This is a genomic window from Nocardia sp. PLKS1-43, from assembly GCF_059510335.1.
In genome coordinates this window covers 1,693,191-1,705,986 of sequence record NZ_JCAJZQ010000001.1, presented here as the reverse complement: position 1 = coordinate 1,705,986, position 12,796 = coordinate 1,693,191, and the positions used below count along the sequence as shown (strand labels likewise).

General features: G+C 67.3%; 11 protein-coding genes. 6 read left to right on the top strand and 5 right to left on the bottom strand.

What is annotated here, in order from left to right; genetic code table 11:
• The first annotated feature begins 180 nt into the window (after positions 1–180).
• The 6 genes from fdh (at position 181) to AC5WS7_RS08035 (ending at position 8,296) form a co-directional block, all read left to right on the top strand.
• The gene (gene fdh, locus AC5WS7_RS08060) at positions 181–3,432 is read left to right on the top strand and encodes a formate dehydrogenase (protein WP_495953673.1); all 3,252 of its coding nucleotides are present in this window, start codon (positions 181–183) and stop codon (positions 3,430–3,432) included.
• Between the two features lie 2 nt (positions 3,433–3,434).
• Positions 3,435–4,343, top strand: coding sequence for a 4Fe-4S dicluster domain-containing protein (locus AC5WS7_RS08055; protein WP_495953672.1), 909 nt, complete (start codon positions 3,435–3,437; stop codon positions 4,341–4,343).
• Positions 4,340–5,359: an NrfD/PsrC family molybdoenzyme membrane anchor subunit gene (gene nrfD / locus AC5WS7_RS08050; protein WP_495953671.1), complete on the top strand. Its 1,020-nt coding sequence runs from the start codon at positions 4,340–4,342 to the stop codon at positions 5,357–5,359. The genes AC5WS7_RS08055 and nrfD overlap by 4 nt, the downstream gene beginning before the upstream one ends.
• Positions 5,360–5,835: 476 nt before the next feature.
• Positions 5,836–6,183, top strand: coding sequence for a hypothetical protein (locus AC5WS7_RS08045; protein WP_495953670.1), 348 nt, complete (start codon positions 5,836–5,838; stop codon positions 6,181–6,183).
• A 134-nt stretch (positions 6,184–6,317) separates the two neighbouring features.
• Complete coding sequence (locus tag AC5WS7_RS08040) at positions 6,318–6,605, top strand: amphi-Trp domain-containing protein (protein ID WP_495953669.1); 288 nt, start codon at positions 6,318–6,320, stop codon at positions 6,603–6,605.
• Between the two features lie 704 nt (positions 6,606–7,309).
• The gene (locus AC5WS7_RS08035; protein ID WP_495953668.1) at positions 7,310–8,296 is read left to right on the top strand and encodes a diguanylate cyclase domain-containing protein; all 987 of its coding nucleotides are present in this window, start codon (positions 7,310–7,312) and stop codon (positions 8,294–8,296) included.
• Between the two features lie 131 nt (positions 8,297–8,427).
• Here AC5WS7_RS08035 and AC5WS7_RS08030 read toward each other — a convergent pair whose 3' ends face one another.
• The 5 genes from AC5WS7_RS08030 to AC5WS7_RS08010 all read right to left on the bottom strand — a co-directional run bounded on the left by AC5WS7_RS08030 (position 8,428) and on the right by AC5WS7_RS08010 (position 12,722).
• On the bottom strand, positions 8,428–8,586 hold the full coding sequence (locus AC5WS7_RS08030) for a hypothetical protein (protein ID WP_495953667.1): 159 nt from the start codon (positions 8,584–8,586) through the stop codon (positions 8,428–8,430).
• Positions 8,587–8,768: 182 nt separating this feature from the next.
• Positions 8,769–9,512 (bottom strand): DUF6928 family protein, encoded by a 744-nt coding sequence (locus tag AC5WS7_RS08025; protein WP_495953666.1) that lies wholly within the window; start codon positions 9,510–9,512, stop codon positions 8,769–8,771.
• Positions 9,513–9,687: 175 nt separating this feature from the next.
• The gene (locus tag AC5WS7_RS08020; protein WP_495953665.1) at positions 9,688–11,076 is read right to left on the bottom strand and encodes an alpha/beta hydrolase family protein; all 1,389 of its coding nucleotides are present in this window, start codon (positions 11,074–11,076) and stop codon (positions 9,688–9,690) included.
• Positions 11,077–11,155: 79 nt separating this feature from the next.
• The gene (locus AC5WS7_RS08015) at positions 11,156–11,713 is read right to left on the bottom strand and encodes a helix-turn-helix domain-containing protein (protein WP_495953664.1); all 558 of its coding nucleotides are present in this window, start codon (positions 11,711–11,713) and stop codon (positions 11,156–11,158) included.
• Positions 11,714–11,804: 91 nt separating this feature from the next.
• Positions 11,805–12,722 (bottom strand): sigma-70 family RNA polymerase sigma factor, encoded by a 918-nt coding sequence (locus AC5WS7_RS08010; protein ID WP_495953663.1) that lies wholly within the window; start codon positions 12,720–12,722, stop codon positions 11,805–11,807.
• Positions 12,723–12,796: the final 74 nt, after the last annotated feature.

Here is a 12,796-nt window from a genome sequence, read left to right as displayed (position 1 = left end):
AGTTCGTCCGTGAGGTACAGGCGTAGCTCGGTTCCATGGTGATCGGAGTGTGTGCGGCGAATTCGGTGTGGCCGTCACTACCACGCCACGGCGGCGTGCTCGTCGCCGGTGCGCGCGTTTGAGTCCCGACGTCGCGGGTAGCACGGCGGAGACTTCGACGACCGAGCCGAGGAGCCGCGGGTGGGTATACGTCAGTGGATCACGGAGTGGCCGGTCTACCGGCAACTGACCGGCGACGATCCCCTCGGCAAAGCGGCCGCCGCGCAGTCCGGGCACAGCCGATCGCTGCGGGCCAGAACGACCGACGCCGACCGTGTCGTCACATCGGTGTGCCCGTACTGCGGCGTGGGGTGTTCGCAGCGGGTCTATGTCAAAGACGAGAAGGTCGTTCAGATCGAAGGCAATCCGGACTCACCGGTCAGCCGTGGGCGACTGTGCCCGAAAGGTGCTGCCAGCCTGCAGTTGACGACCGGGGAGGCCCGGCGGCATCAGGTCCTCTATCGGCCGCCGCACGCCACCGACTGGGAACCGATCAGCCTCGAGCGGGCCATGGATATGGTGGCGGATCGGGTGATCGCCACTCGGCGCGAGAATTGGCAGGACGAGGTCGACGGCCATCGCACCGCCCGCACCATGGGTATCGCGAGTCTGGGCGGCGCCACCCTCGACAACGAAGAGAACTATCTGATCAAGAAGCTGTTCACCGCGCTCGGCGTCGTGCAGATCGAGAATCAGGCCCGCGTCTGCCACAGCTCGACCGTCGTCGGCCTGGGCACCTCCTTCGGTCGCGGTGGGGCCACGACCTTCCTGCAGGACCTGCAGCACGCCGACTGCATCATCATCGAGGGATCCAATTTCGCCGAGTGCCATCCGGTCGGCTTCCAGTGGGTGATGGAAGGCAAGGCGCGCGGCGCGGTGGTCATCCACGTCGATCCCCGGTTCACGCGCACCAGCGCGCTGGCGGATCTGCACGTCCCGATCCGCGCGGGCACCGATGTCGCGTTTCTGGGCGGGATCATCAATCATGTTCTCTCCCAGGACAAGTACTTCCGGGAATTCGTCGTCAACTACACCAACGCGGCGACGATCGTCGACGAGGAGTTCGAGGACACCGAAGACCTCGACGGCCTGTTCTCCGGTTTCGAACCCGAGGCCCGGCACTACAAGAGCGCGGAGTGGCAATACGAAGGCGTCGACGTGGCCTCGGCGTCGGGGCAGCGTGGTCGCGGATCGGGTGAGCCCGGCAAGGAAGACGACGTGCGTTCCGCTGGACGTCCCGAGCAGCACGGCATGGGCGGCGCGGCGCTCGAGGGCGAGTTCGTCCGCGACGAGACGTTGCAGCATCCCCGCTGCGTCTTCCAGATCCTCAAACGCCACTACGCCCGCTACACACCCGAAATGGTGCACCGCATCTGTGGCATCCCGCCGGAGACCTTCTTCGAGGTCTGCCGGCACTTGACCGAGAACTCGGGCCCCGAGCGCACCAGCGAATTCGTCTACGCCGTCGGCTGGACCCAGCACAGCACGGGTAGTCAGTTCATCCGCGCCGCCTGCGTGCTGCAGATGCTGCTGGGCAATATGGGAAGGCCCGGAGGCGGTATCCAGGCCCTGCGCGGGCATGCCAGCATCCAAGGCTCCAGCGATATCCCGACGCTGTTCAACCTGCTGCCCGGCTACATTCCGATGCCGTACGCGATGCCGCGGCAGAGCCGCGCCGATTTCATCGACTCCCATGCCGCCCGCGTCGGCTTCTGGGCGAATATGGACGACTATCTGGTCAGCTTGCTCAAGGCGTGGTGGGGTGACGCGGCCACGCCGGACAACGAGTTCTGCTTCGACTATCTGCCCCGGCTCACCGGCTCGCACAGCACCTACGACACCGTCTTCGAGCAACTGGAAGGCCGGTGCAAGGGCTATTTCCTGCTGGGGGAGAACCCCGCCGTCGGCTCGGCGAACGCAAAATTGCAGCGGCTGGGCATGTCGAATCTGGATTGGCTTGTGGTGCGCGACTTTTCGCTGATCGAGAGCGCGACCTGGTGGCAGGACGGCCCCGAGGTCGAGACCGGTGAGATCCGTCCGGAAGACAACGGCACCGAGGTGTTCTTCTTTCCCGCCGCCGCGCATACCGAGAAGTCGGGCAGTTTCACCAACACCAACCGCCTGCTGCAGTGGCACGACCAGGCCGTCGAACCCGGCGGCGACGCCCGCAGCGACCTGTGGTTCACCTATCACCTCGGGCGCATCATCCGCGAGAAGCTGGCCGGTTCCATCGACCCGAGAGACCGTCCGATCCTCGATCTCACCTGGGACTACCCCACATCGGGCGATACCGCCGACCCCGACGCCGACGCCGTGCTGGCCGAGATCAACGGCTTCGACGGACAGGGCAACCCCTTGCACAGCTACACGCAGTTGCGCAACGACGGCTCGACCACGTGCGGATGCTGGATCTACTGCGGAGTCCGCAAGGACGGCGTGAACCAGGCGGCACGCCGCACACCGCAGACCGAGCAGGACTGGGTCGCGCTCGAGTGGGCCTGGGCGTGGCCCGACAACCGGCGAATCATGTACAACCGTTGCTCGGCCGCACCCGACGGATCCCCGTGGAGTGAACGCAAGAAGCTCGTGTGGTGGGACGCCGACCAGCAGAAGTGGACGGGCCTGGATGTGCCGGATTTCCAGGCGACCAAGCCGCCGGACTACCGGCCCGGCGACGACGCCGCGGGGGTGGACGCGTTGTCGGGCATCGACCCGTTCATCATGCAGGCCGACGGCAAGGGGTGGCTGTACGTCCCGGCCGGCCTCGCCGACGGCCCGCTGCCGGCCCACTACGAGCCGCAGGACACACCGGTACGCAACGAACTCTACGGTCAGCAGCGCAGTCCGTCCCGAATGATGTTCCCCCATCGGCACAATCGCTACGCGCCCGATGCCGGCGATGCGGGTGCCCGGGTCTATCCCTACGTGGCGACCACCTACCGGCTCACCGAACAGTTCACCGCGGGCGGCATGTCGCGCTGGACGCCGTATCTGTCGGAGTTGCAGCCGGAAATGTTCTGCGAGGTCTCACCGGAACTCGCCGGCGAACGCGGCCTGGTCAACGGCGAGTGGGCGACGATCGTCAGCCCGCGCGCGGTGATCGAGGCCCGGGTGCTGGTCACCGATCGGATGACGCCGCTGACCATGGCCGGCCGCACAGTGCACCAGATCGGCCTGCCGTACCACTGGGGACCCAACGGACTCAGTACCGGGGATGCCGCCAACGAACTGTCTTCGGTTGTGCTGGACCCGAATTCGCACATCCAGGAGGTCAAGGCGTTCACCGTCGACATCCGGCCCGGACGTCGGCCGCGTGGCGCCGAGGCCACCGCGATGGTCGCCGACTATCAGCGGCGAGCAGGAGTCACCGACAAGACCGGCACGGGAGTGTGAGCATGGACCTCGAACGAGACCTGACCGCCGACGACCACCCGCCGCACGGCGGTGGCTACCCGCAACAGCAGCCGCGGATGGGATTCTTCACCGATACCACGGTGTGCATCGGCTGCAAGGCCTGTGAGGTGGCGTGCAAGGAGTGGAACCATGTTCCCGACGACGGCCTGAACTTCACCGGCATGTCCTACGACAACACCGGCGGGCTGGGCGCGGACACCTGGCGCCACGTCGCCTTCGTCGAACAGCGCAAACCGATTGCGGCACAGGCGAACACCGCCGAGGTGGTTGATCTCGGCATGCCGAGTTCGGCGAAACCGGGGGACGGTGACGGGCAGCGTGGCGAGTTCCGCTGGCTGATGTCGTCGGATGTGTGCAAACACTGCACGCACGCCGCATGCCTGGATGTCTGCCCGACCGGTGCGCTGTTTCGCACCGAGTTCGGCACGGTCGTGGTGCAGGAGGACATCTGCAACGGGTGCGGATACTGCGTGCCGGCCTGCCCGTACGGTGTCATCGACCAGCGTGAGGACGATGGCCGGGTATGGAAGTGCACGCTGTGTTACGACCGGCTCGGCGACGGCATGGAACCCGCCTGTGCCAAAACATGTCCCACCGATTCCATCCAGTTCGGCGAACTGTCGCAGCTGCGCGAGCGCGCCGAAGAGCGCGTCCAGCAGCTCCACGACGCCGGCGTGACGGATGCCCGGCTGTACGGCGAAAACCCCGATGACGGGGTGGGCGGTACGGGGGCGTTCTTCCTGCTGCTCGACAAACCGGAGGTGTACGGCCTGCCGCCGGACCCGATCGTCACCACCCGTGACCTACCGGCCATGTGGCGCAATGTCGGCATCGCGGCGTTGGGCATGCTCGCCGGCCTGTCGGCGACGTTCCTGAAAGGGCGACGATGAGCGAGCACGAGAAGCGGACCGGCATACCGGAAGATCCTGTCGCGCCACCTGATCGGGCGGCCGTCACGGGAGACGTGGATCGGTCGCCGCGCCGCCGGCGGGGGCGCGGGCGCGGCGAGAAGAAGATGGTGCCCGACGCGCACTTCGAGTCCTACTACGGCAAACCCATCCTCAACAAGCCGACGTGGGAGGCCCGCGATATCGCCGGTTACCTGTTCCTCGGTGGGTTGGCGGGCGGATCGTCGGTGCTGGCGATGGGCGCGGAGCTGACCGGTCGCCGGAGGATGGCCAGCGTCACCAAGGTCAGCGGGCTGGTCGCGATCCTCGCCTCGCTGGTGGCGCTGGTCCACGATCTGGGCCGGCCGGAACGATTCGTCCGGATGCTGCGGGTGTTCAAGCCGAGTTCGCCGATGAGCGTCGGTTCCTGGATTCTGACCACCTACGGCCCGCTGGCCGGTGCCGCCGCGGTCACCGATGTCACCGGGTGGTTTCCGCGCATCGGCAGGGCGGCGACCATCGGAGCCGGATTCACCGGCCCGGCCGTCGCCTCCTACACCGCGGCCCTGATCTCGGACACCGCGGTCCCGGCCTGGCACGACGGATACCGCGAGATGCCGTTCGTCTTCGTCGGTTCGGCTGCCACAGCCGCTGGCGGACTGGCGATTCTCGCTTCGCCCACGAACGAGGCGGGTCCCGCCCGCCGCGCTCTGATCCTCGGTGCGGCAACGGAATTGGCTGCTGTCGAGGTGATGAATCACCGGATGGGATTGTCTGCCGAACCGCTGCACCAGGGATCCGCCGGACGATTGATGAACGCCGCCAGGGCATTATCGGTTTTCGGCCTGCTGGTCGGGGGAGTGTGCGGCAGAGGTTCGAGGACCGCCGCGATCATCGGCGGCGCGGCCGCGCTGGCAGGTTCGGCGTGCACCCGGTTCGGCATCTTCCACGCCGGTGTCGCCTCCGCCGAAAACCCCAAGTACACCGTGATCCCGCAACGCGAACGGCTCACGCGGTAGCTGTCGCGGAGATGGTCCGGCCCGGCCGTTCGCACCGGTCGCCGACGCGCTCATCGCTGTCGCCGCGATCGGGTACGGGGTATTGGTGGTGCGGCGGCGTGGGGAGCCGTGGCCGCCGCTGCGGATCGTGAGCTGGTAGGCCGGACTGTCGTGCCTGCTCCTGGGCCTGAGAGTTGCGGCAATCTGGCGAGACGGGAAGAGGTCTCGGGTTCGAGATCCATTGTGGCCCAACGGTCCATCGATGAGTCCGGGCGCGACCGGTAGTCGGTTGGCAGCCGGCGCGTCCGAGTCCGCGGTGAGCATTGCGGATCTGCGATCCGGCGGGTCGACTCGCAACTGCGAGCGAACCGGGCTCAGCTGACGGCAATCGCGTTTTCGGCCGCTGGGCTGACCGCGTGCCTGCGCTCGGCCGGGTGTTGCCGCACCCGTATCGGTGACTACCGGCGTGGTTCGCGTCGGCCCGGTCGATCTGCCCGATGCCCGGCGCGACCGTGGCGGGAACCATCGCCATCGCCGGAATCGCTGTCGCCGCCGGCACGATTGTGGCGAACCTAGCGCGTTTCGATCGCCCAGCGATGGCATTGTCCGAGACCCCCGTGACGGCGGTGCGGTGTTCGATGCCTGACATCGCGGCCGACGACCCGGAAATCGCAGTCGGTATTGTCGTTGCGATAACTTCCGATTTCAGCACCTGGTGGTTGACGGATATGGGCGGTGCATACCTGCGGGCCGGGGCCGGACAAGCCGATTACCCGCCGGAAATCGAGCGGAAATCGGGCGGCCATGCGTGCGCATTTTCATTTCATCGCTCTCACTTCCGCTGAACTGTATTTCCAGCTTTCAGTCCGGCCAAGGCGGCGACTACACCGTCGCGAGGTGCCGGAAGGCCTTTCGGTGCACGGGCCGCGGGTAGTTCGGCCCTGGTCGCGACCGCGGCTCCGGGAGTGTGCTGAAGAGTATGTCGAACCATCGGAAGGCCTACCAGGATCATCGCACGTTGACCCGGGCCGAGCTGGCTGCCGAACTGCGCCGCCTGGCCTGCGACCTGGACGCTGGTGGGGAGCTGGGCTATGCGGGCATGGGCGGCGCGGTCAGCGTGCCCCAGCGCGTGATGCGGGAGCTGGAGATCGAACGTAGCAAGGACGACACCGGCTGGAAGGTCGAGGTCGAATTCACCTGGGCCGACCGGCAGAGCGCGTTGGAACCGATTGCCGCTCAGCCGGACCATTCCGCGCAGCCGCGGTAGCCCGCGCATGAGCCGTGGGGCCGGGCGCCGGAAACCCCGGTGATTGCGTGATGTCCAGTCGGCGTTCCGTACGTCCGGCCGATTCGCCCGATTGCGAACGCCGATCACATGACTCCAATGGGTTCCGGGCGCCGGAATGCCGTTGAACTGCGGATCCGCGTGATAGCCGCCGGCTGCTGTTCGTGGACCTGGTACGGCCCGATACCGACGCGATTCGGCCACCGTGCGTCGAAGATCCGGGACAGGGGGTTCGGCAGCTCCGTGGAGCACGTCCGATGCGGCCGATTCCGTGCCGAGCGCGCCGGTCGCATGCCTATGCTCACGCCATGATCGATACGGCGCTGCCCCACACGGTGTTTCATCCACTGCGGACCGACCCGGACCGATGATCCCCGGACATAAGGCATATGCACGGGGGTATGAAATCGGTTCGGACATCGCGTGTCTGGGGCAACACTCGGCTCACGACGCCCGCGTCCCGATGTGCGTCCCGCACCGGTGATCCGGAGCCCACGTCGATCGACCAGCGACTTCGCTCGGTGGTCGGCGGCCCGAAAAGTGCTGCGGCAGAATGAATCACCAGGGTTTCGGATATGTCGGAGCAGGGTTGTCGTCCCGCAGGTGAGCAGGCTCGGGTGGATCGTGGAGCTGTTCACCAGCGTTTCGGTGAACCCGCTCCATCGGAGATGGAAGGCTCGAGTGCTGTGACAGAGGAAGTGCGTCGCCAGGTGCACCACCACACGGGGCGCGAGCACCGCCGGGCCGAGCAACAAGCGTTCGTCCTGCGGGACGAGGTTTTTCGGTGCGTGTTCGACAACGCGGCGATGGCGATGGCGATTGCCGACACCGATGGCACTCTGATGTACGCCAACCGGAGTTTGGCCGAGATGATCGGTGTTCCGGTCGAGCAGTTGCGGGGGATCTCGATCTATCGCTTCGCCCACCCCGGCGACCAGGACGAGATCGACACGGTGGTATTCGATTGCCTGGTTCGCGCACGCGAGGGCACGGTGAAGCTCGAGCGTCGGTTGGTGCGGGCCGACGGCAGCATCGGGTGGGCGGCGTTCACGATCTCTTATGTGCAGGGTGCGGGCGGGCTCCCGGACTACCTTCTGGCTGTCGGGGAGGATGTCACCGAGCGGCGCCGCCTGGACGAGGAACTGCACCGGCAGGCGCGGTACGACGCGCTCACCGGGGTGCCCAACCGGCGGTATCTGCTCGAGCGGATCGAGAGGCTGAGCGACGAGGCCGGCGGTGATGACCAAGTAGGATTGTGTTTCGTCGATCTGGACCGGTTCAAACAGATCAACGACCGTTACGGGCACGGGATCGGTGATCAGGTCCTGTGTGCGGTCGCCAACCTCCTGCACGAGGAGTTGGCCGGCGAGGACTGCACACTCGCCCGCATCGGAGGCGACGAATTCGTTGCCCTGCTCGCGCCGCCGGTCGACGACTCGCGGGTGGTTGCCGTTGTCGACCGGATGTTCTCTGCGCTGGCCTGCCCGATCGCGGCCGATGGGCGCACGGTGTGGGTGTCGGCCAGTATCGGGGCGATCATCGCGACCGCGTCGAACACCGACGCCACCACCCTGCTCGAGGCGGCCGATCGCGAACTCTATCAGGCCAAGACCCGCAGCAAGGACCGGTGGGTTCTGCGCATACTCGATCCCGGCGACCCGGCAGGCACCTGACGGTCCTGTCGACCGGTGACGCCATCGACACGAAACCGCTTGTCGGGCACGAGAACCCGAATGCGACGTCCGGAACCACCATCCCATGACGAACGATTGCCCACCCGTCCGGCTCGACCGGGAGCGGACCTCTACGCCCGCAAGGCCTTCTCGTCGCAGACCAGCTGCGCCTCCTCGGCGTGATCGCGGGCACGGATCCCGCTGCCCAGTTGGCGTAATTCATGCCACACCTGCGCCCGCTGCCCGCCTCGATACCGGTCGAGCCGAACGGGTGACGAAGTTTCGCTCACGCGCGAAATGCTGCCAGTCGGGTAGACCGGAGAAGGCGTCGGCCCGGCCGCACGGAAGCGAAACATGTTGAATTACTGAACAAACCGATCGACGAATCACCGAATCCTCACCAGGGCGGGAAAATCGGTTCGCCTCGGCGTCGAATCCGGCACCGGGGCGAGGCGCGGCGCGGCGGAGGTTCTCAACGTTCGGTCTCGTACCACGTGCCGTCAGGTCCGATACGGAAAGTCCGCCGGTTACCGAGTGGCGTTGCGGCCCTGGCGGCGTCGCGGGCGGCTTGTTCCGCTCCGGTCGGATCGGTAACCCGGAAGCCGTGCACGCGGATGGCGTCCGGGTCTATGAGGTTGAGGTCGCGACGGCCTTCCAGGACGAATCCGAACAGCTCCCGCAGGGCATCCTCTCCCAGTTCCAGAGGATGAAACGGCAAAGGATACGGCTTGTCACCCGGGCCGGCGTGCCTGTCGACGCGATTCTGTCCGGCCCAATAGGGCACCTCGAAATCGTATGGGGTGCCGATGTTCTCGCGTATCCCACCGCCGGGCGAGACGCTCAATGAACGGGCCGGTGTGCCGTTCTCCCAGACGGCGAAGGCCAGCTGATCGGAGACCGAATGCATCGCGTGCATGGTCGTTCGGCGACCGGCCCCGAGTTGACGCAGGTGTTCGGGCAGTTCTGAGGGAGGGTCGAAGACGAGCCGGCGATCGCACAGCAGATCGACCCCGGGGAAGGCGGCCGCATAGGTTATGTCGTCCGGCGGATAGAGGCAATCCTCCAGGTCGCCGCCGTCGACCGGAACCACCGTGTACCCCGGATGAGCCCGGCGGACCAATGCCTCGGTTTCGTCTCGCCCGGCGCGCGGCGAGCCCGCCAGGGCCGAGCGAGGGGTGTCCTCGGCGAATGCCAGCAGACATGTTTTCGCGCCCATACCGCCGTGCGAACCTCCTACCCACAACCGTCCGACACGTCGCGTTCGACGGGAACGGATCCAGTCGAGCCTATCGTGCCCGATCCGCAAGCGCCGCAGCGTCATTACCATCGCCGATGGTGTCGACTGTCGCCTCGGGCGGGGTCGGCGCCGCTGATCCACGGAACAGCGGCTTTCAGACGGGGAGCACCCCCCAGGTGGTTGCCCAGGCGAGCCATAGGCAGCCGATGAGCAGCGGGACACCCGGCGCGATCCGGTGCCGCACAAGCGGGCCGGCATGGGCGCGGGCCGTGGCGATCGCGGTGCAGGCCAGCAGTGCGGTGGTGAGCAGGGCCAGCACCTGTAGGCCCAGCCAGATCAGCGCCCGAGCCGCGACGATCGGGCCGACGGTTCGCGCGTCGAAGGCGAGGATCGACACCACGTACAAGACCGTCGCGAGTACCGATATGAGGCCGGAACACGCCAGGGTGCGCGCGAGCCGGACCGAGGTTCGGGTGGCGTGGAAACGGCGACCGGTCGGTGACCACAGCAGATATACGGCGAAGCCGAGGATGAGCGCGGACAGCACAGTCAGCTGCATCCACGCAGAGGTCCACCGGCCGCGGCCGGGACCGACGCTGACCGTCGTCTGCCGTGGCGAGGCATCAGCGGACGAAATCGGCGGGCTCCCGGCCGCTGTCCGCCGCACCCAGCCGGTCATGGTGTCGAAATAGCCGGGCGCGAACGCTCCGCGCGGCGCGCCCGAATACGGTGCGGCCCCGAGACGGTCGAATCCGTCAGTGGTCGCGCGGCCGTTGTGTGCGCCGCCGCGCAAGAAGCGGATGGTGACCGAGGGCGAGGCGGTCAGTGTATTCCGCAGTACCGCAGCGCTTTCCGCGGGTGGAACCTGAACGTCGTGCTGTCCCCACAGGGCGAGTACGGGAATGCGCAGGGCGCGCAGGGCAGGTAGCGGATCGAAGTCCGCCTCGGGAAACGCGCCCGTCTCACCGAGCAGACGCGCCGTGGGACCAGCGATCGTCGCGGCGAGCGACCCGGTGACTCCGCGGTGGCGCAGAGTCGTGGCGAGGCTCCAGGTTTGCGAGCGCAACGGGCTGAAACCGGACGCGCCGAGCGTGACCAGGAATGCGACGCCGCGACTGCGAGATGCCGCCAGCGGTGCGGCCCAGGCGCCCTCGCTGAATCCCCACAGCCCGACCTGACCCGCGCGCACCCCCGCCGTGCGGCGGAGGGTCTCGACCGCGCCGAGGGCATCGTCGGCGAGCATTGAGATGTCGCGATGCGCGAACGAGTAGCCGGTGGTCCGTTTGTCGTAGACCAGCGTCGTGATGCCCGCCGCGGCGAAGGCGCGGGCCTCGGACTGGTATTCGGTGCGCGGTCCCGCGCCGGCGCCGCCTACCAGGACGATCCCGGGGGTCTGGGCGTGCGGTGTGGGCGGGCCGATCACGGTGCCGTGCAGGATGAGTCCGTCGCCGCCGGTGAAACCGACGTCGGTGCAGGTGAAGCCGGTGCAGTCGAAAGCCGTTGCGGCAGTGGCCCGACCGGTCGGCGGGATCGACAGGGTCAACAGGAGCAGGCATGCGACGGCGAACCGGCGGTACGACCGCGAGCAACTGAGGTACATGGGTGGTCTCTCGGTTCGGTATTCAGATTTCGGGAAACCCGAACAGGCGCAGCAGTACTGCCTTCCGCTCGTCACCGGTGTCGTCGGAGGTGCCGTAGCGTTGGACGAGCTGGATGTACTCCTCGAAGAACTCCCGCAGTCGCGCCGGATCGACTCGAATCGTGGCTCGGGAGAACAGGAATGCGTCGGCCCAGGCGCCGAGGCCGGGAGCCTGTCGTTCGTAGGTTTCGTACAGTTCGACCAACTCGGCAAGGTTGTGCCGGGTCATTTCCGCGGTGGCCGCACGCATCTCGTCGGTCTGCTCGGTATAGGCCGGATAGCGGCGGTCGCCGGGTACCGCACGCCACCACCGTTCCTTGCCGTTGGCCAGTTCCGGAACCTCTTCGACGAAGCCGTATTTGGCCAACTGGCGCAGGTGGTAGCTGGTGAGCCCGGTGCTTTCGCCCAACGCCAGCGCCAGCGAGGTCGCGTTCACCGGCCCGCGGCGCAACTGTTCCTCGATCCGGCGGCGCAGCGGATGCGCGAGCAGCCGCAGAACAGTGACGTCGGTGATCGTCCGTGGAGGAGGCTGACCGGCCATGACTCGTTACTCTAAGGTATGCCAAGATAGTTTGCAAAGAGTCTTTGCATCGGGTGCGTAGAGCGACCGGCGGGCGCTGGTACGGGCCGGCTCATGCCATGGGAATCGTCGGGTCGACGATCGCCTCGACGCCCGCCACCCGGTCGTCGCGCACCGTGAGCAGGAGCATGCCGTAGAGCATGCGGTTGTGGTACGCCAGCACGCCCACGGTCGCGGGCGCCGGATGCGACACGAGCGTCGCGCCGGATCCGAAGTAGCGCAGCAGATTCGACGCCACGGCCGGCGCGCTGTGGGTGTCCGGCGGGGTCGGCAACGCGCCCGCGACGAAGGTCGCCGAACCCCAGGCGTCCGGGGCCAGCACGGTCAGCAGGGCGTCGAGGTCGCCGCCGGAGCAGGCCGCGATGAACCGGTCCAGGACGGCCCGGTGCGTCGATACCGCGTCCCGGTCGACCGCGTCGATTCCGAGGTCGGCTCCGAGGGTCGCGCGATCAACCGTTCCCATCGCGGGATCCGCCGCCGCCCCGGCGATCTTCCTGCGCGCCCGCCGCGCCAACTGCCTGCACGTACCCACGGGACGGCCCAGGATCGCCGCGATCTCCTCGAAGGGCAGCGCGAACGCATCGTGCAGGATGAACGCCACCCGTTCGGCCGGGTTCAGTCGCCGCAGCACCATGGCCAGCGCCGACTGAACGCGGTCGTCCAGCGTGACCCGGTCTGCCGGGTCCAGCTCCGGCGAGATCGCCGAGGTCAGCAATCTCGGGTCGCCGGGTTGTTCGCGCCGGGCCCGGGCGCTGCCCATCGTATCCAGGCACAGACGGCCGGTCACCACGGTCAGCCAACCGCGGACATTGTCCAGCTCGTCCGCGCGAGCGCGCGAGAGGCGCAGGAACGCCTCCTGCGCGATATCTTCCGCCTCCGCGATGTCACCGAGCATCCGGAACGCGAGGTCCACGACGTAGGCGCGATGCGCGTCCCACAATGCGGTGAACCGGTCGCCATGAGTCTCCACACCTGTTACGACGAGACGGCGCGGCGAAAAGTTACCGGTCCGGCGCGGTAACTTTTCCGGCGACCGTCTCGTCA

Coding starts and splice junctions, on each gene's coding strand:
- nrfD (WP_495953671.1), top strand. CDS start 4,340: ATGAGCGAGCACGAGAAGCGGACCGGCATACCGGAAGATCCTGTCGCG.
- AC5WS7_RS08025 (WP_495953666.1), bottom strand. CDS start 9,512: ATGGGCGCGAAAACATGTCTGCTGGCATTCGCCGAGGACACCCCTCGC.
- AC5WS7_RS08015 (WP_495953664.1), bottom strand. CDS start 11,713: ATGGCCGGTCAGCCTCCTCCACGGACGATCACCGACGTCACTGTTCTG.
- AC5WS7_RS08055 (WP_495953672.1), top strand. CDS start 3,435: ATGGACCTCGAACGAGACCTGACCGCCGACGACCACCCGCCGCACGGC.
- AC5WS7_RS08045 (WP_495953670.1), top strand. CDS start 5,836: ATGCCCGGCGCGACCGTGGCGGGAACCATCGCCATCGCCGGAATCGCT.
- AC5WS7_RS08040 (WP_495953669.1), top strand. CDS start 6,318: ATGTCGAACCATCGGAAGGCCTACCAGGATCATCGCACGTTGACCCGG.